Raw genomic sequence first — 26,581 nt, forward strand, 5'->3', positions numbered from 1 at the left:
ATGTAGTAGTATTCCATTTGCAAAAGGAAAGATGTATAAAATGAGATTGGCTGCAATCGAGGGATACCCTTTTTTCATTTTAGACTCCTTATTACAAGAAAAGGGCGGGACAAAAGGTTTTCCCTTTTTGTCTCACCCTTTTCTAAATATATGATGATTGAAAATCGATTAGTCTTGGGCTGAATCAAGTTCCTCAACAACATTGTCCTGAATGAGTGTTCCTTTTCGTTTTCCTTTTAACTCAAAATAACTATCAAGTACATCTGTCATAATCTCTCTTGAGACGGCATCAGCCTTAATTCGTACATGGGGAACAACAACGGCCACAGCAATTTCAGGGTCATCATAAGGAGCATAGGCTATGAGTGTTTGATTATTTCCATCAACAGGATATCCACCTTCAATCGGGACACGAACCTGAGCTGTTCCGGTTTTTGCTGCGACTTTTGTAGCATATTTAAAACTGGCATTACCCCAAGTCCCAGGAGAACGAAGAACTGCTTGAAAGCCTTGCTGAACCCTTTGAAGGTCAGCATCGGACATAGTGACTCGGTTTAAAACCGTTGGAGACATTTGATGGACGACAGGGCCCATCTCATCTTTTTGAAGACCGGGCTCTAGTATTTCTTTTACGAGACGAGGTTGCATCCGGTATCCGTCATTGGCAATTGTCGCTGTATATTGAACAAGCTGAAGTGTCGTATAGGTATCGAACTGACCGATCGAAAAGTCAAGCAAGTTCCCTCCTTGACCAATGCCGCCGCTCATTCCATTTGATACATTTGGTAAATCAATACCTGTTTCTGCCCCAAGTCCAAATTGGCTATAATAACTTCGCATTTGTTCAAAGGTACCAGGAATGTCACGCCAACAACAATTCGTTCCGTAATTGTACCCAGCCATTCTCATCGCAATATAAAACATATAAACGTTTGATGATTGTTGTAGTGCTGACACATCATTTATCCATCCTAAACGCCGACCAGCTGAATCTTTTGGAGCTAGCCCAGGTAATGTAATCGGTGTATCATGAAGTGAATCTCCACGATTAATTACTCCAGAATCATATCCCATAAGAACGGTAGCGCCCTTAACAGCTGACCCCATGGCAAATGAATTGAAAATAACACCTGTACTATCTGGATAGCCACTTAACGCTAATATTTCTCCGGTTTTTGGACACATGATGGCGACATACGCAGAGCGGTCACGAATATAGCTTCCACTATATTGATTTACTCGTTTCTCAACTATTTGGTCAATCTTTTGTTGAAGCTCCATATCTATTGTTAAGACTAAATCGTTTCCACGTAAACCAAGCTTTTCTTTTTCACCGATGACATCGCCTCGATTGGTCACACTTTCAATAACGGCTTTTTGTCCTCGCAAGACCTCTTCGTATTGTTGTTCTAAATAGCTGATACCGACTAGATCTGACCGTTCATATCCACGTGATAAGAAATAATCTATCTTTTCTTTAGGAATGTGATTGGTATTTCCTAAATAGCTTCGGAATGTGTCCCCAAAACGATAGACCCGAGTCGAGTCTCGTAAAATGTCGACGCCAGGCAATTCAGAAAGATGTTCACCGACAATGTGGGCTTCCTCATCACTAACCGCTTGTTTGATTCGTTGCGGGGAGAGAGCGTAACCTAAATCCATTTCTCGTTTTATGGCTAAAACCCTAGTTTCTTTGGCAGTGATCTCCTCAAAGTCTTCTTCTGTAATGCGCTCTAGTGTCAATTCATACACATCTTTTGGGTCATTATTTAATTCTTTTTGTTCCTCAGGCGACAATTTTGCTTTTGCGTCCTCAGGTCTTGTTAGTATCCAGTAATCTTTTCTATCTCGTTCATTGATTCGGTTAATTGCCTCTTCTTCCACTTCGATTAGTTGTTCTAATTTTTTGGCTACTTCAAGCTTTTCAGCATGAGATGTAGATTTTCCAGGAGTATAGATGATTGATAATTGTAACTGGTTATCTACGACAAGGTTCCCATATCTGTCATAAATCAATCCTCGTGGCGCATCGATTCGGGCTGTTGTGTTATTCGTGTTTTCTAATTGTCTAACAAATTCTTCGCCTTGAACAATTTGTACGATCCCTAAACGTAAAACAAGAGCTGAGAATAGGACAAATACAACAAGAAATAATAGATTTAGCCGATAAGGTATATGATTTTTATTTTTACGTATTTGCGGTTTTGCCATTTCTTTTTTCCTTTCTTGAAAAATAACAGTTAGTTATTGAGAAAAAGTGACTTGATACAAATGCTACTAATCTATTATTTACTATAAGTGAATTGGCATAATAATACAATCATTGGTTTAATTATCCTTCACATAAAAATTCTTCCTAAAAAGGTTTTAAGCTAGTTATGAAGAATATAAAGTGGATATTTATATCTAATTGAGGAAGGTAGGTGTTATGTTGAGGAAATATATAAGTATTGCCTTATTAACTTTTCTTTTAAGTTTATTCCTTTTTTTCGTAGCTTCTTTAACGATATCAGGAGATGATTATTTGTTTGGTTTGGCTATAACTCTAGGCGTGTTGTTGTCTTTTGTTATTGCGCAACTTTTTTATATTATTGATTTGATTAAAGGTAGGGGAAAAGGTTGAAGAACAGAGGTAAAAAGAAATTGATTTACATTATGATTGCATTCGTTTTAATCGTTTCGTTTTGTTATAGTCAAAACAACTCAATTGAAATTAGTGAATATGACATAAGCTCAGTGAAACTTCCCCCGAATTTTAATCAGTATAAGATTGTTCAAATATCAGACCTACATAGTAAGTCATTTGGGAAAAACCAAGGCAGCTTAGTAAAAAAAGTGAAGAAGGTCGAGCCGGATATCATTGTCTTTACAGGAGATTTAATTGATGCCAAAAGATATGATGAGATTCCTAGTCTACTTTTGATGGAAGAGTTGGTTCAAGTTGCGCCAGTTTACTTTGTGACTGGAAATCACGAATGGTGGTCTGGGCAATTCGATACATTAGAAGATAAACTAAAAGACATCGGTGTGCAGGTATTGAGAAATGAAGTGCAAGATATCTTTGTCGGAACGGATAACATACAAATCATAGGAGTGGATGACCCAGCTAATGTTGGAGAGTCTGCTTTTGAAAGAGTGAAACTGGAAGAAAACATCGTAGACGCAATGCAAGAAATCGAAGAAGATAGCTTTCAAATCCTTTTATCACATAGACCTGAACTATTTTCTCTTTATAGCGACAATGGTTTCGATATTGTGTTTTCAGGTCATGCACACGGTGGACAATTTAGGATTCCATTTGTAGGCGGTCTAGTGGCTCCAAACCAAGGGTTATTTCCGAAGTATACTTCAGGAGAATATAAAATGGATGATACAACAATGATTGTAAATCGAGGTCTTGGCAATAGTATAATTCCAATAAGGGTTTTTAATCGTCCAGAACTTGTTGTAGTTTCCTTGACTTCTGAAAAATAATGGTCATGGTGACGGTAAAACATTAGGACGTTTTAAAAAATGTTTTAAGCAAATACAAAAGTGCTTCAATAAGCGTTTTTCTTATTGAAGCACGCGCATCGCATTTATTCAAATACCGTTCTGCGGTTTTTTTTAAGCAAATCTGTAATAAAGTAAAACAACAGTTGCTAAGACAAAGATGTAATTTAGAAAGACGAAAATCACTTGGTCTAAAACGGTTTTATGAATTTTAATCGGTGGTTTATAAAAGGACACTCCTTCAATGATAAACAACACGAGTATAAAGTGAATCATGCTGTGTCCAACGATTTCTACATAACCAAACAAAGTTGTCGTCATGATAAAGATTCCGGTAAGAACGAAGGCTAACAAGCGATTTAATATCCCTACAATTAGTAAATATCCAACAACAAATTCAATAAATGCACTGATGACAATAAACGTTTCAGGCGAAAAAAAGAAAGTCGGAACATTGTGTGACGCGATAATATCGGCTGACATAGAAGGATACACCCATTTTTCAGCCGCCACCCAGCATAAAGACAAACCAGTTGCTAAATATAAAAACGGGAAACTCCAGTTTTCATATTTTGTTTTAGCCATTAATAAAACAAAGGCTATTGCAATATAAAAACCGTAATCTAACATATGGAAAATACCCAATGCCAATACAAAATAAATGTATAAACTAAACATCAACACCCCTGCAGCTTTTGTAGCAAGGTGATAAGGGATAAGAAGTAATACAATCATAATCCACGTTAATATTGTAATAAAGAATGTATTATGCTCGATTTCAGGCGCAAACAATGATCCGGAAAAAACTTGTAATAACAAGGAGATCGCGGTTCCATAGCGGAGGATGGTCATTGTATATTTACGAAATCCGTCAAGTTTATGGTCAATTTTACGTAACGGTTCATATTGCATAACCTTAGGAAGGACCTGTGGTAAAATAGCTAGTACTAACGCAGTAATAATCGTCAAAGCCATAAACAATGGTGTTATAATTTGGTCAATGGATTCTTTGACGGGCATCACATCGGTAAACCATTTTACATGAGCAAGCGCAATAAATGGAGTGAAAATGATTCCGACGAAAAGTAAAAAAGATAGTATAAATTTTTTCATGTGTACACCTCTACATCTCAGATTAAGAGCAATTGTATCATAACTCTTTTTATTATGTGAAAAACGTAACAAACTGTTCACAAGATTAAAACCGGTTTGTGACTTATTTTTTACAAAACTACTCGATTTTGATACAGTTTTTTTATAAAATATGGCTTTGAGGTAAAGGTTGGTGAGGAGATGTCTGACGAACATAATGATAAAGAGTGGCTAGATGAGGAAATAGATGAAAATTATGTTCCGACTCCCGAGGATTTTTTGTTCGATGAGGAAGAAAATGAGACGGAAAAGAAAGAAAAAAAGCGTAGTACTTTTTTTAAAAGGTTTATTGCTTTTGGGATAGTCTTTATCCTTGTGATGAACGGAGTTGTCTTACTCTTTCAACAATTTGGAACAGATGCGTTTGCTTTTGTCAAAACATCTTATGAGCTTTCACAAAATGAAGATGTTCAACAATACAAAGAATCAGTCGTTGTTATACAGGGAGAGCGTTCAAGAGGAACAGGATTTTCAATTTCACCAAATGGGTACATCGTAACGAACCACCATGTCATTGATGGAATGTTATCTATCGGAGTGACTTTTGAAAACGGAGATCGATATGTGGCTGAATTGATTGAAAGTTATCCGGAAGTCGATTTAGCTTTTTTAAAGATAGATGCAAAAGATTTGCCATATTTGGCGCTACGTGAAAAGGCTGGGGCGCCGGATGAACACATTTATGTGATAGGGAATCCTTTATCATTTACATGGATTGTTAATGAAGGAAGAGTATTACCTGAAAATCGAAATGCCATGACGATCTCTGCTCCCATTTATCGTGGGAATAGCGGGAGTCCAGTAATTGCTAGTCGAGATGGTGAAGTAATCGGCGTTGTCTTTGCACGGTCAGTTCCTTCAATAAGGAGCGGAAGAGATTCGGTAGGCTTAGCCGTTCCAGTGGAAGACGTATGGGAACGACTACCGGAAGAGTATTTTCTCGATTTTAATTAAAACATGTTTTATTCATTACTTATCAGGTTATGGAAGTATAAGGGGGAAAACTACCAATCTTATAAGGAGTGATTCGAATATGTTATTTTATTCTGCATCACTAGCCCAATACTCTATTGAGGCTAAGGATGGGTCTATCGGAAAAGTAGAAGATGTTTATTTTGACGAAGAGAATTGGACGATACGCTATTTAGTCGTAAACACGAATCCGTGGCTCCCAGGACGAAAGGTGCTCATTACCCCCATTTCAATTGAAAAAGTTGATACATTGCTTCGACAAGTGTATGTGGACTTAACGAAAGAACAGGTAAAGGAAAGTCCAGATGCAGACACAGAAAAACCTGTATCCAAAAAATTCGAGAGAAAACTCTTAGATTACTATGGGTATCCGTATTATTGGCATGGTCAAGGAGTGTGGGGTGGACAACCTAGTCCTAGATTGTTAATGAATGTCCCTCAATACGCTGGGATGAGGGACGGGCATAATGAAGATGATGATAGTAGTGATGATAGGATTCTTCACAGCGGAAAAGAACTCACAGGCTCCTTCAATGGATATTCGATCAGGACAAAAGGAGAAAGTTTTGGACAAGTTGTCGACTTTATTATAGAAGATGAGACGTGGAAAGTTCGTTATTTTTTAGTAGAAATGAAGAAATGGATGCCTTCAAAGGAAGTAATCCTGTCTCCTAACTGGATCGAATCAATCGTCTGGGAGAATAAAGAAATTCAAATGGGGATTACAAAAGAACAAGTTGAACAAGCTCCTGAATTTATTAAAAACAAAACAGAGTTAGATAAAGAGTATGAAAGATCGTTATTTGGTTATTACAACAGGCAATACGATTGGGACTAAAGGATAAGAAAGCTAGAAAATTGAAAAAAAGCGTTGACATGTCTTTCAATGTTCATTACCCTTAAGTAGAAAATAAATAGTTTTGGGAAAAGGTGAAGATTGATGACAATCTTCTAATAGGGAAGTCGGTGAAAGTCCGACGCGGTCCCGCCACTGTATTTGGTTGCTTTTTAGCATAGCCACTGATTCTAAGATGAATTGGGAAGGAGCTAAAAAGTGTGAACCAAGAGCCAGGAGACCTGCCTTTTCTAACAATACTGCTTGACCTACGGAGGATAGGGAGGTGTTAGAGAGCGACGTCTCGATCGAAAGAACATGAAATCTATGTCTTTTTATACGCAAATGTCCAAGCATCTCTAACCCTATCTTTGGGTGGAGATGCTTTTTTTATTTTGTTAGGAGGAAAAAAGGAATGGAAATAGGCTTACTAAGTGTACTAGGGTTAGGGTTATTAATTGGATTACGTCACTCGTTAGATGCGGATCATGTGGTAGCAGTTTCGACAATAGCGACACGTACGAACAATGTGGTTAAAGCAGGATTGACTGGTATGTTTTGGGGGCTTGGGCACACCTTGACGATTCTGGTTATGGGTGTGATTGTTCTTTTCCTAGATTTAAAGATACCTGAACAGCTCGACTTGTATTTTGAATATTTGGTAGCGGCAGCAATCGTTTATTTAGGTGTTAAAACGATAGTTGACGCTAAGAAACTAGGAGGTAAAGAATCTCTTGAGCATTTGCATCGCTTTCATATTCGTTCGTTTGTCGTTGGAATGATTCATGGGTTAGCAGGAAGTGCCGCTTTACTTTTGGTAATGGTGAGTCGAATTCAAGATACAACACAAGGATTTATTTTTCTACTTATATTTGGATTAGGTTCAGTAGTTGGAATGTTTGTTGTTGCGATGGTGCTTAGCATACCGATGAAATTATGTAAGTCAAATATTGTTCAACGAAGAGTACTTTATGGAGTTGGCGGATTTAGCATCTTGTTTGCAGTAGTATTAGTAGCATTTTTATAAAGAACTGGAGGGCGAATGGATGAAACAAAAGAAAGGAAAGCTGCTCGTTATAGGTTTTGGCCCAGGAAGTGAAAATCATATGACCTTTCGAGCCAAGGAAGCAATTCTTGAGAGCGATGCGATTATTGGTTACAACACATACATTGATATCATTCGACCGCTTATCACCACACAAGATATTGTCAGAACGGGAATGACAGAAGAGGTTAGCCGAGCACAGGAAGCAGTTAGACAAGCAGAGTCAGGTAAAGCGGTTGCTGTAATTTCAAGTGGCGATGCTGGTGTGTATGGTATGGCGGGCTTAATTTATGAAGTATTAATTGAAAAAGGTTGGGACCCGGATACAGGTGTTGAGGTGGAAATCATTCCTGGAGTGTCAGCAATTAACTCTTGCGCTTCATTACTAGGGGCTCCGATTATGCATGATGCGTGTACGATTAGCTTAAGTGACCATCTTACCCCATGGGAGTTAATCAAACAAAGAGTAGAGGCAGCAGCTCAAGCTGATTTTGTCATTGCTCTATATAACCCAAGAAGCGGAAGAAGAACAAAGCAAATTATTGAGACACAACGGATTTTACTGCAATACCGTTCTCCTGATACACCTGTTGGTCTTGTCAAAAGTGCGTTTAGAGAGCGCCAAGAAGTAACGGTAACCACATTGGCTAACATGCTAGATTATGAGATTGGAATGCTTATGACAGTTATTATCGGAAATAATTCAACATTTTTGTATAATGGCTTACTGATTACCCCGCGAGGCTATCAACGAAAATATACGTTACATGAAGCTGAGCAAAAGCTTAAGCCTCACGAACGTTTAAAAGAAGAAGCAGAGCCATGGGCACTTCATCAAGGTCAAAAAGAAGAACATAAAACAACTGCGAAAAGCTTGGCAGAAGAAGCACTGCAGCACCTTTCTGGCAAAGAAGTAGCTGCCACTGCTGTTGTAGAGGAACCATCAATAAGTTTTAAGCAAACGTCTGTTTTTGAATTTGCGGTATCGCCTGGTATTGTCTCTAAAAAATTGTCCCCAAAGCAAATGATAACTTTAGTTGAAACGGTTGGAGAAGAAGCCACAATTGAATATACAACGGACCATCAGCTGCGTGTTTCAGTCGAAACTGACAATCCTGAAAACATCACCTCACAGCTTCAATCAGAAGGATTGTTGCTTCTGCCAGTTGGTGATGTCGTCACAATAAAAGCGTGTGATTTTTGTGATGGCGAAAAAGCGGAAGCAATTGGTCAAGCTGAAGAGCTTCAGCAATTAATAGGTGGAGATACGGTTCCAAAGCAACTGACGATTGGATTTAATGGCTGTGGTATGGCATGTTATGGGGCACCTATGAATGATATTGGGATTATTTATCGTAAAAAAGGCTTCGATCTTTTTATAGGTGCCAAAACAACAGGACGAAATGCACATGTAGGGCAATTAGTAGAAGAAGGTATCCAACCTGAAGACATTGTTCAAAAGGTCGTAGCTGTTGTTGAGGACTATAAACAACGAGGGCTACCGAATGAAAGATTTCATAAATTCTTTAAAAGAGTTCGTACAGTAACAGGATTTACGTATCGCGACGTACCTGAACAAGTGGTCGTGGATGCGGTCTGTGGTGATTAGTTTAAATAAATGGGGGAAAAGAAATGGATGCGATAGTTTTTATTGGTCATGGTAGCAAGAAGGCAGAAGGAAATTCTCAAGTTCTTGAATTTGTCGATTCTATGAAGTGTGACATTCCGGTTCCGATTGTGGAAACCTGTTTTTTAGAATTTGCAAAACCTACAATAGCGCAAGCAATTAAAGAGGTTGTTGAAGTAGGGGCAACACGAGTAGCTCTCGTACCGATGATGTTTTTTTCGGCAGGTCATGCCAAGATTCATATTCCACAAGAAATTGATGAAGCAAAAGCAGCTTATCCTCATGTTCAATTTTCATATGGCCGTCCAATCGGTGTGCATGATAAGTTGTTTGATATTTTACAAGGACGATTACAAGAGGTAGGCTTTCATCCAACAGAAAAGCATGACGATACAGCCGTGTTGTTGGTAGGAAGGGGGAGTAGCGATAGTGATGCTAATAGTGAGCTTTACAAGATTGCTAGAATTCTAGCAGAAAGACTTCATATGACGTCAATAGAGTTATCTTTTATAGGGGTGACGACACCAACAGTGGAGGAAGGTATTGACCGCTGTTTGAAGCTTGGAGCGAAAAAAGTTTATGTTGTGCCATATTTCTTCTTCACCGGTGTCTTAATGGAGCGCATGGAAGAAAAGTTGCTTGAATTTAGAACCCAGTGGCCTAATTATCAATTTACGATGACAACCTTTTTTGGCTTTCATCCTGAATTAAAGGCAATTTTTATCGACCGTGCAATTGAGGCTCTTGGTGGTGAAGCAAAGCTAAATTGCGATGTTTGTCAATACCGACTTCATGCGCTTGAACATATGGATGTTCATCACCATCACCACGATCACGACCATAATCATCATCACCATGAACATGAAGAAGTTCATGCACATAAATAAGTTAAAAAGGATAGATGACAATGATATTAGTGCTAGCTGGTACAAGTGATGCCCGGGAACTTGCCCTTGAGATCCGGGAACATGGCTATGACGTTATCACTTCAGTCGTTACTGAAAACGCAGGATTAGCGATGAAGGAAAATGGTCTTCGATTTTTAATAGGGCGCCTTACAGCCGAACAAATGGTGCAGGTTATTACTGAGAATGATATTTCACTTCTTATAGATGCGACACATCCATTTGCTGAGGAAGCTTCAAAAAATGCGATGTTGGCTTCAAGTCAGCTTGAAATCCCGTATATCCGCTATGAACGCTTATCCTATACAGACACAACCAAGCTCATTACAGAAGTGTCTACATACGAGGAAGCAGCAGCTCTTGCGGCAGAACGCCGGGGAGTTGTAATGCTGACGACTGGAAGTAAGACAGTACATATTTTTGCTAAGGCGCTGCTTCCCCTTGAAGATGTGAGAATGCTAGCACGCATGCTTCCAAGAAAAGATAACATGGAAAAATGTGAGCAACTCGGGATTGAGCAAAAAAATATAATTGCGATTCAAGGTCCATTTTCTAAAGAGTTAAACAAAGCTTTATATGAACAATACAAGGTCACAACCGTGATAACAAAAGAGAGCGGAAAGGTAGGATCGGTTGACGAAAAAGTTGAAGCAGCGAAAGAACTAGGTATACCCGTAATTATGATTGCAAGACCGAATATTAATTATGGGGCTGTGTTTCATACATTTACTGATGTCATACACATGATAAAAAATTTGGAGGTGTAACATGGATTTTCAAACAGAATTTAAGCCATTAACGGTCCAACCACAAGAAATTGAAGGAAAAAGCTTTGACATGATCACCAAAGAAATTGGGGAACACCCTTTTACAGACGAACAATATCCTGTTGTGCAGCGTATCATCCATGCATCGGCTGACTTTGAACTTGGCCGAAGTGTTGTCTTTCACCCTGATGCCATCAAAGCTGGAATTGCGGCGATTAGAGCTGGAAAACCAGTCGTAGCAGATGTACAAATGATTCAAGCGGGGATAAGTAAACCAAGACTTGAGAAGTTTGGTGGACATGTTCGAGTGTATATTTCTGATCCAGATGTCATAGAGGAAGCGAAACGCCTTAACACGACAAGAGCGATTATTTCGATGCGTAAAGCAATTAAGGAAGCAGAAGGAGGCATTTTTGCGATTGGCAATGCCCCAACAGCCTTACTTGAACTCATTCGCTTAGTAAAAACAGGAGAAGCAAAGCCAGGCTTAATTGTTGGAATGCCTGTTGGATTTGTGTCCGCAGCTGAATCAAAAGATGAGCTCGCAAAATTAGATGTGCCATTTATCACAAACTTTGGGCGAAAAGGTGGTAGCCCAGTGACAGTGGCTGCAGTCAATGCTATATCGATTATGGCAGAAAAACAAGAGTAATGATGAAGAAGCAGACAAAGGATCCGAAAGAAATGAGACATGGGTATACAACAGGTTCCAATGCGACAGCAGCGACAAAAGCAGCACTTATGTCACTGTTGTTGCAAACAAGAGTGATGTCTGTTGAAATAACTTTACCGATTGGTGAAAAGGTAACATTTCAGATGGAACACGTTTTTATAGAAGAAAATTATGCCATGGCGGAAGTGATAAAAGATGCCGGAGACGACCCAGATGCGACGCATAAAGCGAAAATCGTCTCTACGGTTTCCTTCAGTGATTTACATGGAATCACACTTGATGGGGGTAAGGGGGTAGGACGAGTTACAAAACCTGGCTTACCCGTACCAGTTGGACAAGCAGCGATTAACCCAGTGCCAAGACGAATGATTACAGAGACCGCTCAAGAAGTGATTGATGAATTTGGCATTGAAAAAGGAGTTCATATTGTAATCTCGGTGCCTGATGGAGAGGAAATTGCCAAAAAAACGCTTAATGGGCGACTGGGGATTATTGGTGGCATTTCAATATTGGGGACAAGAGGGACAGTGGTTCCGTTTTCAACTGCAGCTTATAAAGCAAGTGTCGCACAAGCGGTCAATGTAGCCGTAAAAAACAACTGCAAGCACTTGTTTTTAACAACTGGTGGCCGCAGTGAAAAATATGCCATCAGCTTATATCCTAATCATCCAGAAGAAGCCTTCATTGAGATGGGGGATTTTGTTGGTTTTGCATTAAAGTCTTGTAAATCAAAAAAGGTAACTAAAGTCACTCTCGTTGGAATGATGGGGAAGTTTTCAAAGGTCGCACAAGGTGTGATGAACGTTCACTCCAAAAGTGCTCCTGTTAGTTTTGAATTTCTTGCCTCAGTTGCAACTCAAGCTGGTGTGTCTGAGGATTTAGTTGATGAGATAAAAGGAGCGAATACAGCGTCCCAAGTTGGTACATTAATGATCGAGCAGGGCTACAATTCCTTTTTTTCAAAGCTTTGTACGTATGCTTCAGAAGCGGGCTTAAAGGAAGTAAACGGTGGTATGGAAATCGAGACGATTATTATGTCAATGCAAGGGGATGTGCTAGGAAGGGAGACGGTCACATGGGAATCAAAGTTATCGGAGTAACAGAAAGTGGAATTAATCATCTTCCCGCTCTTTACCTAGAATGGATTGATGAATGTGAAAGATTGATAGGTGGTGAAAGGTTGCTAGAGCAATTCCCTTTGTATAAAGGAGAGAAAATTGCTATAAAAAGTGGCCTTAAGGTACTTGTTGAAACATTACAGAATGAGCCTAAAGAAACGGTGATTCTTGCATCAGGGGACCCGCTGTTTTTTGGCATTGGTGGCTATCTCGCCAGTAAGTTAGCTGTTGATATTTATCCTAGTGTGAGTTCCATTCAACAAGCTTTTGCAAAAATGAAAGAAAGCTGGCAGGATTGCGAGTTTATTAGTGTACATGGAAGAAGTATGAAAGGACTCGTACAAAAGGTGGATGGGAGAAAAAAAGTTTGTTTACTAACAGACAATGACAATACACCTGCAGCGATAGCTTCGTATCTTCTAACCTATGATATGAATGAATATGAGGCCTTTGTAGCTGAAGAATTAGGAAGTCCCGCTGAAAAAACAAGCTGGATGACGCTTGAGGACATGGCTCTTTATGAAGCGAATCCATTAAATGTTGTCATCTTATTCGCAAAAACTCCACGAAAAAGGACCAGTATAGGAATTCCAGATGAAGAATTCATTCAAAGAAAACCGGATAAAGGACTAATTACTAAAAAGGAAGTTCGTGTGTTGAGTTTATCGGAACTACAGCTCGATACAACAAGCATAGTTTGGGATATTGGCACGTGTACGGGCTCTGTAGCGATAGAAGCCGCAAAAATCGCGAGGGATGGAGCTGTCTTTGCGATAGAAAAAAATGAAGCAGACGTTGGAAATTGTCTTCAAAACCAAAAACGATTTCGAACCGATTTTACCGTCGTACATGCAAAGGCTCCCGCAGGACTTGAGCAATTTCAAGACCCTGATGCCGTTTTTTTAGGTGGTACAGGAGGAGAAATGAAAGAGGTTTTAACGATTTGTGCAAATCGGTTACGAGAGAACGGTAGAATTGTTTTAAATGCTGTCACGATAGAAACTCTTTATGAAGCCGTTGATACGTTGAAATCATTGGGGCTTCATGTCACGATTTTGCTCGCCCAAATCTCAAGAAGTAAACCGATTTTACATATGACGAGATTTGAAGGGCTAAATCCAGTGTATATCATAACGGCAAGAAAAGGAGTGCACTGAAAAAGTTCGGTTTTTGAGGGCACTGAAAAAGTTCGGTTTTTAACTTTTACAGTGCCCAATCAAAGTCACTGAAAAAGTTGCTTTGTACTTTTTCAGTGGCTTCCAAGAAAAGAGGGAAAAGGACAATGACTTTAGGAACAGTTTACGGTGTTGGAGTAGGACCAGGTGACCCAGAACTGATTACGGTAAAAGCATATCGGATGATGAAAGAAGCTGATGTGATTGCTTATCCGAAAAAACGGAAAGGTGCCAAAAGCTATGCCTACCAGATCGTAGAAGAATATATAAATCCAACAGAAAAAGAAATGCTTGGCCTTGTTTTTCCGATGACAAAAGACGAGGAAGTATTACAGCGCGAGTGGAATCAAATTGTAGCTTCTGTTTGGGAGCGTGTTGAAGCTGGAAAAAACGTTGCCTTTGTAACTGAAGGCGACCCGATGCTTTATAGTACATTTATTCACTTGTACCGCTTAATGAAACAACTTCACCCTGAAGTCAATATCGTGTCAATACCAGGTATATCATCGGTGAACGGAGTGGCTTCGAGATTAGGAATTCCACTAGCTGATGGAGATGACTGGACGGCAGTTATACCTGCAACCGATGATAAGGAACAGATGAGAAAAGCACTACTAGACCATGAGGGAATTGTATTTATTAAAGTTGCCAAGGTGCTCCCATTAATGATTGATTTGCTTGAAGAACTAGACTTACTAGATAAAGCCACTGTTGTGACGAAAGTAACGTCAGAGAGTGAATTCATTTGGCGGGATGTCCGGGAATTACGACACGCTGAACTAGAATACTTAACACTGATGCTCGTGAGAAAGTAGGGGAAACATGAAATTAGATGCTAAAGTGTATATTGTTGGGGCTGGCCCAGGTGACCCAGATTTAATTACGGTCAAAGGAGATACCATTCTCCGGCAAGCCGATGTCATTTTATATACGGATTCGTTAGTGAATCCTGAATTAATGGAAAGAGCAAAAACCGAAGCGCTTGTATTAAAAAGTGCAGGGATGAATTTAGAACAGCTTGTAGAAACAATGGAAATGCACATACGAGAAGGAAAAAGTGTCGCTCGGGTTCATACAGGTGACCCTGCTGTATATGGCGCGATTTATGAACAAATGAAAATCTTAAAAGCTCGCGGAATTGAGTATGAAATCATCCCAGGAGTAAGCTCTGTTTTTGCAGCTGCAGCAGCGGCACAAGTAGAATTGACGATTCCTGAACTTACCCAAACCGTCATTTTAACAAGAGCAGAAGGAAGAACACCAATGCCAGAGCGAGAGCAGTTAAAAGATTTGGCCTCCCACCATTGTTCTGTCGCCTTATTTTTAAGTGCTACTCTTATAAAAAAAGTCGTTCGCGAATTTTATGAGGCGGGTTGGTCACCAGAGGATGCTGTCGTTGTTGTCTATAAAGCTTCATGGCCTGACCAGAAAATTGTACGAACGACGTTAGGTGAGCTTGATGATGCGATGAGACAAGAAGGAATCCGTAAGCAAGCGATGGTCATCATTAGTAAAGCCGCAGACCTACGACTACTTGAAGAAGGAGATTTTACTTCTAAGTTATATGACAAATCTTTTACGCACGGCTATCGCAAAGGAGAGACAGTGTAATGGAAAACGTTGCATTAGTCGCTATTACCAAACACGGAGTAGAGTTGATTCGAAATCTTCAACAAGATATGCCTAAAGCTTCTTTACATTACATGAGCAAGTTTGAAGTAGGGGATGAGGCAGACAGAAATATTCAAACCTTTGAGGGGTCGGTTCGCTTATTGTTACCAGAACTGTTTCAACAATATGATGGTATTGTGATGGTCATATCTTTAGGAGCAGTTGTACGAATGATTGCACCGATTCTCAAAGATAAAAAAACAGACCCTGCAGTTGTGGTCATTGATGATAAAGGGCAATTTGTGATTAGCGTGTTGTCCGGTCATATCGGCGGAGCAAACGAGCTCACAAAACAGCTAGCTTTTTACCTTGATGCCATTCCTGTTATCACAACCGCTTCTGATGTCCAAAAAACAATTCCAGTTGATATTTTTGGTCGAGAATTAGGATGGACTGTTGAGGATTATACATATGTTACTCCTGTTAGTGCAGCGGTAGTGAACGAAGAACCAGTTGCTATAATACAAGAGTCAGGCGAGAGCAACTGGTGGAAACATAAAAAACCACTTCCTCGTCATATGAACGTTTTTTCTAGTTTACAAGAAGGATTGCAAGAGCCTTTTTCTGCAGCGTTAGTCATCACGCATCGTGACCTATCAGTAGATGAAAAAAAACAACTCGAAGGAAAGGCTGTCCTTTATCGACCAAAATCGATTATGATAGGAATGGGTTGTAATCGCGGAACGAGTGCTGAGGAAATTGAAGAGGTAATTACTAGCACATTACAAGAGCTGCAATTTTCAATATCATCTGTTAGTGGGATCGCAACCATTGACCTTAAAAAAGATGAAAGTGGTTTGCTAGAAGTCGTTAACAAATATAATTGGGAGTTTATTTGTTATTCAGCTGACGAGTTAAATCATGTGCCCATCAAAAATCCGTCAAATACGGTTTTTAAATATACAGGTGCATATGGAGTTAGTGAGCCTGCTGCGATGTTAGCAGCGGGGACAGATACACTTGTGCTAGAAAAGAGGAAAAGTGGGAATGTAACAATTTCCATTGCAATCAAAAAGGGGTAGGAGGCTGCTTGGATGCAACGAAGAATAGTGATTGCTGGTACAAATAGTGGAGTTGGTAAGACGACGATTACGCTTGGCTTACTGGCAGCGTTTCGGAGTAAAGGATTATCAGTACAAGGGTTCAAGTGTGGTCCAGATTATATTGACCCAAGCTATCATACAGCGGTAACAGGGCGACATTCACGAAATCTCGATAGCTGGATGCTTACACATGATATAGTAAAAGACATATTTGTTGAAGCGTCAACAGGGGCAGACTTATCCATTATAGAAGGAGTCATGGGCTTTTATGACGGAAAGAGTCCTGAATCGAATGTAGGAAGTACGGCAGAAATAAGCCAATTACTCGGGGCACCCGTCATCTTAGTGGTTAACATCGGTAGTATGGCTCGCAGTGCGGCGGCTATCGTGAAAGGGTTTCAACTGCTTGATGAAAACATAGACATTGCGGGTATAATTGTGAACCAGGCTGGAAGCGAAGGTCATTATCAGCTTTGTAAAACGGCGATTGAAAAAGAGTGTGATGTACCGGTTCTAGGTTATTTGCTTAGAGGTGACACTCCGACCATTCCTGAACGACACCTTGGATTAATTCCGGCGATTGAAAGAGGAGAGCTTGATAACTTTTTTACCTCTTTAGGAGAGGTGATGAAGGAAAGGATTGATCTTGATCATATTTATGAACTTTCAGGTCAGACGCTGGAAGTTTCTTCAAGTCATTCTTTATTTTCTAGCCCAAAAGAAAAAAGCGTTCGTCTTGCCGTTGCTCATGATTCTGCCTTTAATTTTTATTATATCGAGAATTTGCAATTGTTAGAGACAGCCGGAGCCGAGCTTGTTTATTTTAGTCCATTGGCTGGTGATAGCTTACCAGAGGATATCGAGGGTCTTTACATTGGAGGAGGCTTTCCCGAAGAATTTGCGAAGGAACTTTCAGAACACCAACTGTTAAAAGAAGAGATTAAAGAAGCAATTCTAAACGAACTGCCGGTTTTTGCAGAATGTGGTGGGTATATGTATTTAACTGAAACCTTAACGACCACAGCGGGTCAAACGTATCCGATGGTTGGAGCAATTAAAGGAGAGGTCACGATGCAAAAGAGCTTAGCCGCTCTTGGGTATCGCGAAGTCACTTCTTTGCATGAGAGCATTATTTTAGCTAAGGGAGAAAAAGCAAGAGGTCATGAATTTCATTACTCTACATACATAGGAAAAGCAGAAACAGAACAAGCTTACCATCTAAAAGCACTTCGAAAAGAAGGAAAAGAAGGCTTCTTTTTACCGAATGTTGTTGCCGGATATACACACCTTCATTTTGCTTCTAATCCAACTATCGCAACTCGATTTATAGCTGCGTGTCAAAGCTATCAATCGAAGAAAGGATTACATAATGAAACAACTACAACAAACAATTAAGTCGATTCAACCGTTACAACAAGACGTCATGAAAAAGGTTCAAGGACATGTTACCCAATTAGCAAAACCTATTGGAGCACTTGGTAGAATCGAAGAGCTAGCCATACAAATCGCAGGAATTACAGGAAGAGAAAGACCAACCGTTCATAAGCCAGCAGTCATCGTTGCTGCTGCGGACCATGGAATTGTAACTGAAGGTGTATCTGCGTATCCTCAAGATGTGACGAAACTGATGCTGCAAACATTCGTGCAAGGAAAAGCAGCGATTAACGTGTTCTCAAATCAAATAGGTGCAGAGGTTTATGTCGTTGATGTTGGTGTAAAAGGAGATGCTTCCTTTGAAGGAGTTCTTCAACGGAAAGTAAAAAACGGTACAGCTAACTTTTTACATGAAGATGCAATGACTCGATCTGAAGCGGTGAAAGCGATTGAAATTGGAATTGCATTAGCTGATGAGAGTATTAACAAAGGACATGAACTTCTGATTACTGGTGAAATGGGCATTGGAAATACAACGGCAAGTAGTGCAATTACAGCAGCCATTACTAGTACAAACGTTGAAGACGTGGTTGGTAGAGGAACCGGACTAAATGATGAGCAGTATGCCGAGAAAATAAAAATCATTGAAAACGCCATTGTTGCAAGAAATCCTAATCGTAATGATGGTCTTGATGTTCTTTCGAAGGTAGGTGGGCTTGAAATTGCTTTGTTAACAGGGGTGATATTACAAGGAGCTAGTCGTCAAATTCCTGTAATCGTAGACGGTTTTATATCTTCTGCTGCCGCTTTAACTGCTTGCTCATTATGCCCAACGGTTCAAGAGCATCTCATTATTAGCCACCAATCGGTTGAGCAAGGACAACGAGCTATTTTTGCTCATCTAAAGAAAAAGCCTTTGTTATCACTTGATTTACGATTAGGTGAAGGAACAGGTGCGGCTCTAGCATATCCACTAATCCAAGCATCAACCAATATTTTAACGGAAATGGCGACATTCAGCGATTTAGGGTTAGAGTAGAATAAAGCCAAAGAGGATTACCTGCTGACAAGCATAGGTAATTCTTATATAATATAAATCGTAATTATTACGATTTAAAAACGATACCAGTGAGGTGAATTATGAAAATAGACGTGAATGAAAATGTTGATTTTGTACAGTTATGGCAAGAAGGGATGAGAGACTGGAACGGAAACATGCCAGAGCGAATGGTAGATGACAGTTTAGAAGAACAATTTTGGCAAGACGTTATCACTAGGAAGGCACCTAATCCAACATCTGACCCTCATATTCAACCTTTATTACAAAAGCTTATTTCCTATGTACAACACGAGGATAGTGTGTTAGAAATTGGCCCAGGCTGGGGGAATTACACATTTCCCTTACTAGAATATGTAAAAGATATAACAGCTGTCGATAGCTCAAAACATATTATTCATTTTATACAAATGATAAAGGAGAAAAATGGATACAAGGATCTTCATCTTTTAAATAAAAAATGGGAAGAATGGAGCAGCTCACAAACGTATGATGTCGTATTCGGAATTAATTGCTTTTACCGGATGTATGACATCCAAAGGGCGCTAAAAACAATTCACACTACAGCAAACCGTTTAGCGATTGTGGGCATGACAACAGGACCGATGCGACCTCATTATATAGAGCTTCAGCAAACCTATGGAGTGAAACTAAAAAGCCCTAGACGAGATTATATTCATTTAGTTAATCTCTTATACGAACTTGGCATATATGCGAATTGTGAGGTTGTCGAGTTAGAGAAAACATTTGTATATACGACCTATGAGGAGCTTATCAAAGCGAACTCTATAAAATTAAGGAATGAACCGCAAGATACGAAGCTAGTAGAAAAGGTAATTTCTCAGTATTGTACATTACATAATGGAAAATATCATTACACTCATAAATTCCATGGTGTCCTTGTTACTTGGACCCCAAACGGTACCTTATAAGGTAGATTAGTTGCGTCCCTCTTTCTTCCGTACTACACTACTTATAGAAGAGAGAAAGAGGGATTAGGATGAAACGATATATCATACTAGTGGTCGGACTTTTGCTTATTTTATTAATAGCAAGCTTTGTCATAAAAGTAACACCAACAGCACCAAATCAAACGAGAATGGTCATTGATCACACGTACCAGATTTATATTGCACCACCATGTTTTAACGACGCAGAAGTGACCAATTATTTAGAAGAAACCACACTAGAACGGGCGTTACAACTTGATTATGAACCAGAGTCAGCGTGTACAGTTGACGCATTAACGGATGAACCACGCGCGCTATTCTTTTATTTTCACCCTACGAAATGGGATAGGAGCGGGGAATGGAAGTAGGACGAAAAGGATGAAGGTTGAGGGTGAGATGAAAGGTTATTTACCTTTTGTCTCACCCTTTATACAATAAACGAAACAATTACCCACTAGCTTGTGGCGAATAAAGTCAATGGAATGATGTATACAAGTTTGTTCCAATCTTTCTAGTTCCTATAGCCAAACCTTTTATAGTTTTGTAAGATGGATATAAATGGAGGGGAAACGGATGCATATAAGAAAGATAGACCGTCATAACGAAGTAGAATTAGAATTTCTATCGGACATGTTTTATGAAGCGATACATATTCTAGAAAACAAACCACCTAAGGAAGAGTTATTAGATTTACCACATATTAAAAAATACTCTCAAAACTGGGGGCGGAAAGGTGATAATGCGATCCTTGCTTTTACAAATGAAAATCTACCGGTAGGGGCAGCCTGGTTTCGCTTATTTACTGAAGACAATAAAGGCTATGGCTATGTGGATGCTAACACTCCCGAGCTAGGAATAGCGGTAAAAAAAGATGCAAGAGGAAAAGGCGTAGGGAAGTTATTAATGAAGGAATTGTTTGAACTTGCATTACAAGACGGATTTTCCTCGCTATCTTTAAGTGTTGACCCTTTAAACAAAGAGGCTGTTCAACTATATGAGAGATTAGGATTTGTACAATACGGATTAAATGGTACTTCAGTAACGATGGTGTACAGTTTGAAAGAGGATAAAAAAATGAACAAGGGAGAATGACAATGATAGATACTGTCACAGTTCGAACGATGGTAGAAGACGATTGGGACCAAGTATGTGTGATATACGAAGAGGGAATCAAAACAGGAAAGGCAACCTTTCAACAAACGGTACCTAGCTGGGAAGCGTGGGATAAAGGACATCTCAAGCCTTGTCGCTTAGTTGCCTGTCAAAATACCACGATTGTAGGATGGGTAGCACTAAGTCCTGTTGCTAACACGTGTGCATATAAAGGTGTAGCTGAGCTCAGCCTATACGTAAAGGAGGCTGTTCGTGGCCAAGGAGTCGGTGACCATCTTTTGAAAACGTTAATTCCACAAAGTGAATCAGATGGATTTTGGACACTCCATGCAGGTATTATTAGGGAAAATACGGCAAGCATAAGATTACATATGAAAAATGGATTTCGAGAAATTGGCTACCGTGAGAGAGTAAGTAAACTAAATGGACAGTGGAGAGATGTCCTCCTCATGGAGAGAAGAAGTACAGTAGTTGGAATTGACTAGAAATGGTTAGGAGGGGGACAAGTGAGAGAATATTTCACTGTAGAAAGAGGCTTATTTCCATTTGAAATGTTTTCCGTATCACACTTTATGGTAGTGGTTCTGTTAGTTGCTTGTTCACTCTTGCTGTTCTTTTACCGGTTTAAAATAAGGCATACCAAGACGAGTTCCTTCATTAAATATAGTCTTGTGTTTTTATTGGTAGTAAGTGAAGTCAGCTTTCAGCTCTGGTATGTTGTACATGGGCATTGGACGATTCGAAACAATCTTCCTTTGCAGTTATGCAGCATTTCAATGTATTTAGCTACGTTTATGCTTTTTACAAAAAATAAAACAGTAACGGAAATTACGTTCTTTTTTGGAATAGGTGGGGCTGTTCAAGCGATGGTTACCCCTGAACTATTTTACGGCTTTCCACATTTTCGTTTTTTTCACTTTTTTATTGCTCATATCGCGATTATACTCGCTTGTTTACATATGGTTTGGATTCATCAGTTTAGACCAACCTATAAGTCGGTACTTAAAGCGATGCTAGCGTTAAATCTTATTGCAGTCTTTGTATTTATTATTAATAAGTTACTGGATACAAACTATATGTTTTTGGCGCAAAAACCTCGTAATCCCACAATTATTGATGTATTAGGCCCGTACCCATGGTATATTCTTTCATTAGAAGTAATAGCATTTGTATTGTTCAATCTTATTTACTTCATTTTTAGAGCTAAAAAAAAAGAATAAAAAGCTGTGACAAGTGGATGCGTTATACTAGAGATGGTACAATATGTATGGCATTCATCTTAGAAAGGGAGGGTTACGATGAAAAAAAGCATTGAAATAGAAAACACGGTGTTTTCATGGGATAGTGAAAAAGGTCAAATGAGCTTTGAAGGTCAAGATATCTTTGTATTTTGGATCGAAACAGCAATGAAATCTTTTTTAGATACGATTGAAGAAGTTTCTGGTGATGATGCCGCAAGTGTTGTTTTACATACTGCAGGCTTTCGCTTAGGTGAAATTGTTAGTGATTTTTTTAAAAAAGGAGATATTATAGATATCATTCATTATCTACCGAATGTGTATTCCGCAGCGGGCTGGGGAAAGGTAGAGATTGTATCCATTGAGGAAGAAACAAAACAAGCTACAATTCGAATAAAAGACAGTTGGGAATATAAGATTAATAGGCTACAGGAAAAAACACAAACCGGTTCATTTTTACCTGGACACTGGGCTGGAATATTAACCGGCTTATTTGGTACCAATATCGGTGCGCAAGTTGTTAAAAGTCAAGTAGTTGGAGATGAATATGATGAGTTTCACTGTTCACCTACAACACAGTCACCAATTGAAAATATTCATGACTATGCTAGATTGCAAGAGCAAAAGGAAATTGAGAGATTAGAAGTAATGGTAGCTAAAAGAACGGAAAACCTTACGAATCTTGTAAAAGAGATTTCATCGCCAATTATTCCAGTTCTTGATAACATAGTAGTGATTCCACTACTTGGAAAATATGATGAAGTACGAGCAAATGATATGATTAATAGTACAATGCAAAACCTACCTAAGTATTCAGCTAATTATTTAATCTTGGATTTAACAGGTATGGATGAAGATATAGATGATTATACAGTTTCGTTGATTCAAAATTTAACTGATGCGACAGCATTATTGGGAACAAAAAGTGTGCTTGTTGGGATTTCACCTAAGTTAGGAATTAAGTTAACCAAATCACAGTATGATCTGACTGGTATTGAATGTTTTTCCACACTAAAGCACGCGATTCACTTCTCCCTAGCACAAGAAGGGAAACAAATTATTGGTAAATGAAAAAACCGTTTTACCGTGAGTGAGGTCACACTCTTGGTAAGACGGTTTTTTTATGAAAGTTATTCCATGAAGGGCACTGGCTGCGCTCGCTACGCGTCAAATAAAAGAACCCCACTTTTCTTTGACTTTAAATGAGGTAGCGGCTTCGCTCAGTCCTTTTTTTAGAAAACAACGGTGGCTAGCCAGTAGTAATAGGGGATACCGAAAATCAAGTTAAACGGTAATGTTAAACCAAGAGCGGAACCTAAGTAAACACCAGAATTGGCTTCTGGCATTGCTTGAGATACCGCTGCAGGTGCAGCGATGTAGGATGCGCTCGCTGTTAATATAGCTAGAATAACGCTACCGCCCATTGAAAGGCCAATAAGCAACCCGGTAAAAATACCAATGGTACCACCGATAATAGGAAGAATAAACGCAAAGAGGAAAGATACTAATTTTAAATTTTTGATATCAATTAGACTTTGAGTGGCGACCATTCCCATATGAAGTAGGAAAATACATAATAGACCGTAGAATAAATCTCCAAACAACGGTGTAATCAAGGCAAGACCATCTACATGAGCTACAAGCCCGATGATAATCCCCCCTAATAATAAGAAGATACTCTTTCCGAAGAAAGCTTCTTTAAAAACATGCCCTAAGTTGGTATTTGGATTATCTACAGTATTGTTTTGTTTTTGCGTATATAACTTATAAAAAATAATAGCCGCAATAATTGCAGGACCTTCCATAATGACAAGAACAGCCGACATGTATCCTTCATATGGAATTGCCATCTTATCAAGAAAGGCAAGCCCAGCTATAAAAGTAACGGCACTTACTGAACCATAATGGGCTGATATCGCTAAGGAATCAGTTAACGAAAATTTGAATATCTTATTCACAAAGAAGAAAGCAATTGCCAGCATAATCAGACTTAATAAAATTGCTGCAATTATAGTTGGTATCATTTCAATGATTGAAACACTTCGAAGCTGTACACCGCCCTTTATTCCAATGGTAAAGAGGATTATCATCGTATAGCCAGAATAAAAAGCACTTGGAACTTTTAAGTCGGAGTTTACGATAACCGCAATAATACCCAATAAAAAGAATAAAATCATCGGAGACAGTAAGTTCATATAAGCTATTTCTAACATTTGTGCCATAAAATCACCTATCTTTATGTATAGTAGTAAGACATTATCTATTAATCATAATATATCAGTTGTAGGACAAGCAATAAAAAGATACTATTTAGACTGTCAGGTTATCTCACTATATATGTATAAAACTAAAATAAAGAGACAAAAGGAAAAAAAAAACGAGGCCACTGAAAAAGTCCCCTGTACAGAAGAAAGCGTCGTTTCTTCAAAAAAGTTTTAGCGTTCCAAATACAAACTAAAAAGAATTATGAAGCTACTGTGATTACCTCATTAGCTTTGGAGTAGTAGTAACTATCCAAAAAAAGACGCCTTACATTCAAATGTTGAATGTAAAGGCATCTTTAAATTTGTGAAAATGACTTTCAGATAATCTCTTGTTTTATTGATAAATTTTACTTCCTTTATCTCTAAATTCTTTGGCTTTTTCATCCATTTCTTTTTCAACAAATGTGTTGGCATCAATCCCTTTTTCTCTCGCTTGTTCACGAATATCTTGTGTAATTTTCATACTACAAAACTTCGGTCCACACATTGAACAGAAGTGAGCTGTTTTTGCTCCTTCTGCCGGAAGAGTTTCATCATGGAAGCTAAGAGCTTTTTCAGGATCTAGAGAAAGGTTAAATTGATCTCTCCAACGGAATTCAAAACGAGCTTTTGATAAGGCATCATCTCGACGTTGTGCACTTGGATGTCCTTTTGCTAAATCTGCAGCATGGGCCGCTAATTTATAAGTGACAACCCCTTCACGAACATCCTCTTTATTCGGAAGTCCTAGATGCTCTTTTGGAGTCACATAACAAAGCATTGCCGTTCCAAACCAACCAATCATCGCTGCACCTATGGCAGATGTAATATGGTCATAGCCAGGTGCAATGTCTGTTGTTAGTGGTCCTAATGTATAAAACGGTGCTTCGTCACAGATTTCAAGTTGTTTATCCATATTTTCTTTAATTTTGTGCATCGGTACATGACCAGGGCCCTCAATCATGACTTGAACATCATGCTTCCAAGCAATCTTCGTTAATTCGCCTAACGTTTCAAGTTCAGCAAATTGAGCCTCATCATTGGCATCAGCAATAGAGCCTGGTCGTAACCCGTCTCCTAAAGAAAATGCAATATCGTATGTTTTCATAATTTCACAAATCTCTTCAAAATGAGTATATAAGAAGCTTTCTTGATGATGAGCGAGACACCAAGCCGCCATAATCGAGCCCCCACGAGATACAATACCTGTAACACGATTAGCGGTCATTGGGATATAACGAAGCAATACACCGGCATGAATTGTGAAATAATCGACTCCTTGCTCCGCTTGCTCAATTAATGTATCACGATATACTTCCCACGTTAAATCTTCAGCGACTCCATTTACTTTTTCTAACGCTTGATAAATCGGTACCGTCCCAATTGGAACAGGAGAGTTACGCACGATCCATTCTCTTGTTGTATGTATGTGCTTCCCAGTAGATAAGTCCATGATGTTATCGGCTCCCCAACGAACCGCCCATGTCATTTTTTCAACTTCTTCTTCAATAGAAGAGGTTACCGCACTGTTTCCAATGTTTGCATTGATTTTCACGTGGAAGTTACGACCGATAATCATCGGTTCACTTTCAGGGTGATTGATATTAGAAGGAATAATCGCACGTCCTTCTGCCACTTCTTTTCGAACAAATTCTGGGTCGAGACCTTCGCGAATCGCGATAAATTCCATCTCAGGAGTGATCATACCTTTTCTCGCATAATGAAGCTGAGTGACATTCTGACCTTTTTTCGCACGAAGGATTTGGCGTTTACTCGTATCAAATACTTCAACTTCTGTAACTCTTTCCTCTGACATGAAGCCGTTATCCACTGGTTTTACTTCACGACCTTCATACACTTCAACGTCATTTCGTTCAAGAATCCATTGTTTACGAAGTTCAGGCAGACCTTTACGCACGTCAACTTCATAGTTTGAATCCGTATAAAGCCCACTCGTGTCATACACACGAAATGGTTCATTTTGAATTTCTTCGCCTTGTGGAGTAATCGTAGGTGATAACTCGATTTCGCGGAATGGAACTTTTAAATCGTCTCGTGAGCCTGTCACATAAACCTTTTTGCTGTTTGGAAATGATTGAATTAATGGGGTGTTTTGTTGAACTGACATTAT

General features: G+C 39.1%; 26 protein-coding genes and 1 riboswitch. Of the genes, 22 read left to right on the forward strand and 4 right to left on the reverse strand.

Features of this window, described 5'->3' with window-relative positions; genetic code table 11:
* Window positions 1-168: 168 nt before the first annotated feature.
* Window positions 169-2,211, reverse strand: coding sequence for a peptidoglycan D,D-transpeptidase FtsI family protein (locus tag BK585_RS08365; RefSeq protein WP_078553006.1), 2,043 nt, complete (start codon window positions 2,209-2,211; stop codon window positions 169-171).
* A 217-nt stretch (window positions 2,212-2,428) separates the two neighbouring features.
* Here BK585_RS08365 and BK585_RS08370 point away from each other — a divergent pair, with 217 nt between their 5' ends.
* Window positions 2,429-2,623: a hypothetical protein gene (locus BK585_RS08370; RefSeq protein ID WP_078553007.1), complete on the forward strand. Its 195-nt coding sequence runs from the start codon at window positions 2,429-2,431 to the stop codon at window positions 2,621-2,623.
* A gap of 32 nt (window positions 2,624-2,655) precedes the next feature.
* A complete protein-coding gene (locus tag BK585_RS08375; protein WP_078556701.1) occupies window positions 2,656-3,474 on the forward strand; it encodes a metallophosphoesterase in 819 nt (272 codons plus the stop codon).
* 132 nt (window positions 3,475-3,606) lie between these two features.
* Here the strand turns inward: BK585_RS08375 and BK585_RS08380 are convergent, their stop codons facing one another.
* Window positions 3,607-4,605, reverse strand: coding sequence for a DoxX family membrane protein (locus tag BK585_RS08380; RefSeq protein WP_078553008.1), 999 nt, complete (start codon window positions 4,603-4,605; stop codon window positions 3,607-3,609).
* A 180-nt stretch (window positions 4,606-4,785) separates the two neighbouring features.
* On the opposite strand from BK585_RS08380, the gene BK585_RS08385 reads away from it, so the two are divergent.
* The 20 genes from BK585_RS08385 (at window position 4,786) to BK585_RS08480 (ending at window position 23,278) form a co-directional block, all read left to right on the forward strand.
* Window positions 4,786-5,598 carry a S1C family serine protease gene (locus BK585_RS08385; protein ID WP_078553009.1) on the forward strand — a complete coding sequence of 271 codons (813 nt, stop codon included), beginning with the start codon at window positions 4,786-4,788 and terminating at the stop codon, window positions 5,596-5,598.
* Window positions 5,599-5,677: 79 nt separating this feature from the next.
* Entirely contained in the window at window positions 5,678-6,454 is a 777-nt protein-coding gene (locus tag BK585_RS08390) for a PRC-barrel domain-containing protein (RefSeq protein WP_078553010.1), read from the forward strand.
* A 73-nt stretch (window positions 6,455-6,527) separates the two neighbouring features.
* Window positions 6,528-6,715: riboswitch (cobalamin riboswitch) on the forward strand.
* Window positions 6,716-6,866: 151 nt separating this feature from the next.
* The gene (locus BK585_RS08395; protein ID WP_078553011.1) at window positions 6,867-7,478 is read left to right on the forward strand and encodes a hypothetical protein; all 612 of its coding nucleotides are present in this window, start codon (window positions 6,867-6,869) and stop codon (window positions 7,476-7,478) included.
* 19 nt (window positions 7,479-7,497) lie between these two features.
* Window positions 7,498-9,105 carry a precorrin-3B C(17)-methyltransferase gene (gene cobJ / locus BK585_RS08400; protein WP_078553012.1) on the forward strand — a complete coding sequence of 536 codons (1,608 nt, stop codon included), beginning with the start codon at window positions 7,498-7,500 and terminating at the stop codon, window positions 9,103-9,105.
* 23 nt (window positions 9,106-9,128) lie between these two features.
* Window positions 9,129-10,010, forward strand: a complete 882-nt coding sequence (locus BK585_RS08405; RefSeq protein WP_078553013.1) for a sirohydrochlorin chelatase — start codon at window positions 9,129-9,131, stop codon at window positions 10,008-10,010.
* Window positions 10,011-10,030: 20 nt separating this feature from the next.
* On the forward strand, window positions 10,031-10,795 hold the full coding sequence (gene cobK / locus BK585_RS08410) for a precorrin-6A reductase (RefSeq protein ID WP_078553014.1): 765 nt from the start codon (window positions 10,031-10,033) through the stop codon (window positions 10,793-10,795).
* 1 nt (window position 10,796) lies between these two features.
* A complete protein-coding gene (locus BK585_RS08415; protein ID WP_078553015.1) occupies window positions 10,797-11,447 on the forward strand; it encodes a precorrin-8X methylmutase in 651 nt (216 codons plus the stop codon).
* A complete protein-coding gene (locus BK585_RS08420) occupies window positions 11,447-12,568 on the forward strand; it encodes a cobalt-precorrin-5B (C(1))-methyltransferase (protein WP_078553016.1) in 1,122 nt (373 codons plus the stop codon). The genes BK585_RS08415 and BK585_RS08420 overlap by 1 nt, the downstream gene beginning before the upstream one ends.
* Entirely contained in the window at window positions 12,544-13,743 is a 1,200-nt protein-coding gene (cbiE, locus tag BK585_RS08425; RefSeq protein WP_078553017.1) for a precorrin-6y C5,15-methyltransferase (decarboxylating) subunit CbiE, read from the forward strand. The genes BK585_RS08420 and cbiE overlap by 25 nt, the downstream gene beginning before the upstream one ends.
* A gap of 125 nt (window positions 13,744-13,868) precedes the next feature.
* Window positions 13,869-14,576: a precorrin-2 C(20)-methyltransferase gene (gene cobI, locus BK585_RS08430; protein WP_078553018.1), complete on the forward strand. Its 708-nt coding sequence runs from the start codon at window positions 13,869-13,871 to the stop codon at window positions 14,574-14,576.
* Window positions 14,577-14,583: 7 nt separating this feature from the next.
* On the forward strand, window positions 14,584-15,372 hold the full coding sequence (gene cobM / locus BK585_RS08435; protein WP_078553019.1) for a precorrin-4 C(11)-methyltransferase: 789 nt from the start codon (window positions 14,584-14,586) through the stop codon (window positions 15,370-15,372).
* Window positions 15,372-16,454 (forward strand): cobalt-precorrin 5A hydrolase, encoded by a 1,083-nt coding sequence (locus BK585_RS08440; RefSeq protein ID WP_078553020.1) that lies wholly within the window; start codon window positions 15,372-15,374, stop codon window positions 16,452-16,454. Before cobM ends, BK585_RS08440 begins: the two co-directional genes overlap by 1 nt.
* Before the next feature lie 12 nt (window positions 16,455-16,466).
* A complete protein-coding gene (locus BK585_RS08445) occupies window positions 16,467-17,870 on the forward strand; it encodes a cobyrinic acid a,c-diamide synthase CobB (RefSeq protein WP_078553021.1) in 1,404 nt (467 codons plus the stop codon).
* A complete protein-coding gene (cobT, locus tag BK585_RS08450) occupies window positions 17,845-18,888 on the forward strand; it encodes a nicotinate-nucleotide--dimethylbenzimidazole phosphoribosyltransferase (RefSeq protein WP_078553022.1) in 1,044 nt (347 codons plus the stop codon). Before BK585_RS08445 ends, cobT begins: the two co-directional genes overlap by 26 nt.
* Before the next feature lie 101 nt (window positions 18,889-18,989).
* Window positions 18,990-19,838 (forward strand): class I SAM-dependent methyltransferase, encoded by an 849-nt coding sequence (locus tag BK585_RS08455; protein ID WP_078553023.1) that lies wholly within the window; start codon window positions 18,990-18,992, stop codon window positions 19,836-19,838.
* Window positions 19,839-19,906: 68 nt separating this feature from the next.
* Entirely contained in the window at window positions 19,907-20,224 is a 318-nt protein-coding gene (locus BK585_RS08460) for a hypothetical protein (protein WP_078553024.1), read from the forward strand.
* A 205-nt stretch (window positions 20,225-20,429) separates the two neighbouring features.
* Window positions 20,430-20,948 (forward strand): GNAT family N-acetyltransferase, encoded by a 519-nt coding sequence (locus tag BK585_RS08465; RefSeq protein ID WP_078553025.1) that lies wholly within the window; start codon window positions 20,430-20,432, stop codon window positions 20,946-20,948.
* 2 nt (window positions 20,949-20,950) lie between these two features.
* The gene (locus BK585_RS08470) at window positions 20,951-21,454 is read left to right on the forward strand and encodes a GNAT family N-acetyltransferase (RefSeq protein ID WP_078553026.1); all 504 of its coding nucleotides are present in this window, start codon (window positions 20,951-20,953) and stop codon (window positions 21,452-21,454) included.
* Window positions 21,455-21,475: 21 nt separating this feature from the next.
* The gene (locus tag BK585_RS08475; protein ID WP_245805800.1) at window positions 21,476-22,189 is read left to right on the forward strand and encodes a YwaF family protein; all 714 of its coding nucleotides are present in this window, start codon (window positions 21,476-21,478) and stop codon (window positions 22,187-22,189) included.
* A 78-nt stretch (window positions 22,190-22,267) separates the two neighbouring features.
* A complete protein-coding gene (locus BK585_RS08480; protein WP_078553027.1) occupies window positions 22,268-23,278 on the forward strand; it encodes an STAS domain-containing protein in 1,011 nt (336 codons plus the stop codon).
* Window positions 23,279-23,439: 161 nt separating this feature from the next.
* Here BK585_RS08480 and BK585_RS08485 read toward each other — a convergent pair whose 3' ends face one another.
* Together BK585_RS08485 and thiC are read right to left on the reverse strand one after the other, a co-directional pair.
* The gene (locus tag BK585_RS08485) at window positions 23,440-24,429 is read right to left on the reverse strand and encodes a sodium-dependent bicarbonate transport family permease (RefSeq protein WP_078553028.1); all 990 of its coding nucleotides are present in this window, start codon (window positions 24,427-24,429) and stop codon (window positions 23,440-23,442) included.
* Window positions 24,430-24,805: 376 nt separating this feature from the next.
* Window positions 24,806-26,578 carry a phosphomethylpyrimidine synthase ThiC gene (gene thiC, locus BK585_RS08490; RefSeq protein WP_078553029.1) on the reverse strand — a complete coding sequence of 591 codons (1,773 nt, stop codon included), beginning with the start codon at window positions 26,576-26,578 and terminating at the stop codon, window positions 24,806-24,808.
* Window positions 26,579-26,581: the final 3 nt, after the last annotated feature.

Source organism: Bacillus alkalicellulosilyticus (assembly GCF_002019795.1).
GTDB lineage: Bacteria > Bacillota > Bacilli > Bacillales > Bacillaceae_F > Bacillus_AO > Bacillus_AO alkalicellulosilyticum.

Excerpts from the sequence above, each read along its gene's own strand:
- BK585_RS08365 (WP_078553006.1), bottom strand. The coding sequence starts at position 2,211 with ATGGCAAAACCGCAAATACGTAAAAATAAAAATCATATACCTTATCGG.
- BK585_RS08370 (WP_078553007.1), top strand. The coding sequence starts at position 2,429 with ATGTTGAGGAAATATATAAGTATTGCCTTATTAACTTTTCTTTTAAGT.
- BK585_RS08375 (WP_078556701.1), top strand. The coding sequence starts at position 2,656 with ATGATTGCATTCGTTTTAATCGTTTCGTTTTGTTATAGTCAAAACAAC.
- BK585_RS08380 (WP_078553008.1), bottom strand. The coding sequence starts at position 4,605 with ATGAAAAAATTTATACTATCTTTTTTACTTTTCGTCGGAATCATTTTC.
- BK585_RS08385 (WP_078553009.1), top strand. The coding sequence starts at position 4,786 with ATGTCTGACGAACATAATGATAAAGAGTGGCTAGATGAGGAAATAGAT.
- BK585_RS08390 (WP_078553010.1), top strand. The coding sequence starts at position 5,678 with ATGTTATTTTATTCTGCATCACTAGCCCAATACTCTATTGAGGCTAAG.
- BK585_RS08395 (WP_078553011.1), top strand. The coding sequence starts at position 6,867 with ATGGAAATAGGCTTACTAAGTGTACTAGGGTTAGGGTTATTAATTGGA.
- cobJ (WP_078553012.1), top strand. The coding sequence starts at position 7,498 with ATGAAACAAAAGAAAGGAAAGCTGCTCGTTATAGGTTTTGGCCCAGGA.
- BK585_RS08405 (WP_078553013.1), top strand. The coding sequence starts at position 9,129 with ATGGATGCGATAGTTTTTATTGGTCATGGTAGCAAGAAGGCAGAAGGA.
- cobK (WP_078553014.1), top strand. The coding sequence starts at position 10,031 with ATGATATTAGTGCTAGCTGGTACAAGTGATGCCCGGGAACTTGCCCTT.
- BK585_RS08415 (WP_078553015.1), top strand. The coding sequence starts at position 10,797 with ATGGATTTTCAAACAGAATTTAAGCCATTAACGGTCCAACCACAAGAA.
- BK585_RS08420 (WP_078553016.1), top strand. The coding sequence starts at position 11,447 with ATGATGAAGAAGCAGACAAAGGATCCGAAAGAAATGAGACATGGGTAT.
- cbiE (WP_078553017.1), top strand. The coding sequence starts at position 12,544 with ATGGGAATCAAAGTTATCGGAGTAACAGAAAGTGGAATTAATCATCTT.
- cobI (WP_078553018.1), top strand. The coding sequence starts at position 13,869 with ATGACTTTAGGAACAGTTTACGGTGTTGGAGTAGGACCAGGTGACCCA.
- cobM (WP_078553019.1), top strand. The coding sequence starts at position 14,584 with ATGAAATTAGATGCTAAAGTGTATATTGTTGGGGCTGGCCCAGGTGAC.
- BK585_RS08440 (WP_078553020.1), top strand. The coding sequence starts at position 15,372 with ATGGAAAACGTTGCATTAGTCGCTATTACCAAACACGGAGTAGAGTTG.
- BK585_RS08445 (WP_078553021.1), top strand. The coding sequence starts at position 16,467 with ATGCAACGAAGAATAGTGATTGCTGGTACAAATAGTGGAGTTGGTAAG.
- cobT (WP_078553022.1), top strand. The coding sequence starts at position 17,845 with ATGAAACAACTACAACAAACAATTAAGTCGATTCAACCGTTACAACAA.
- BK585_RS08455 (WP_078553023.1), top strand. The coding sequence starts at position 18,990 with ATGAAAATAGACGTGAATGAAAATGTTGATTTTGTACAGTTATGGCAA.
- BK585_RS08460 (WP_078553024.1), top strand. The coding sequence starts at position 19,907 with ATGAAACGATATATCATACTAGTGGTCGGACTTTTGCTTATTTTATTA.
- BK585_RS08465 (WP_078553025.1), top strand. The coding sequence starts at position 20,430 with ATGCATATAAGAAAGATAGACCGTCATAACGAAGTAGAATTAGAATTT.
- BK585_RS08470 (WP_078553026.1), top strand. The coding sequence starts at position 20,951 with ATGATAGATACTGTCACAGTTCGAACGATGGTAGAAGACGATTGGGAC.
- BK585_RS08480 (WP_078553027.1), top strand. The coding sequence starts at position 22,268 with ATGAAAAAAAGCATTGAAATAGAAAACACGGTGTTTTCATGGGATAGT.
- BK585_RS08485 (WP_078553028.1), bottom strand. The coding sequence starts at position 24,429 with ATGGCACAAATGTTAGAAATAGCTTATATGAACTTACTGTCTCCGATG.
- thiC (WP_078553029.1), bottom strand. The coding sequence starts at position 26,578 with ATGTCAGTTCAACAAAACACCCCATTAATTCAATCATTTCCAAACAGC.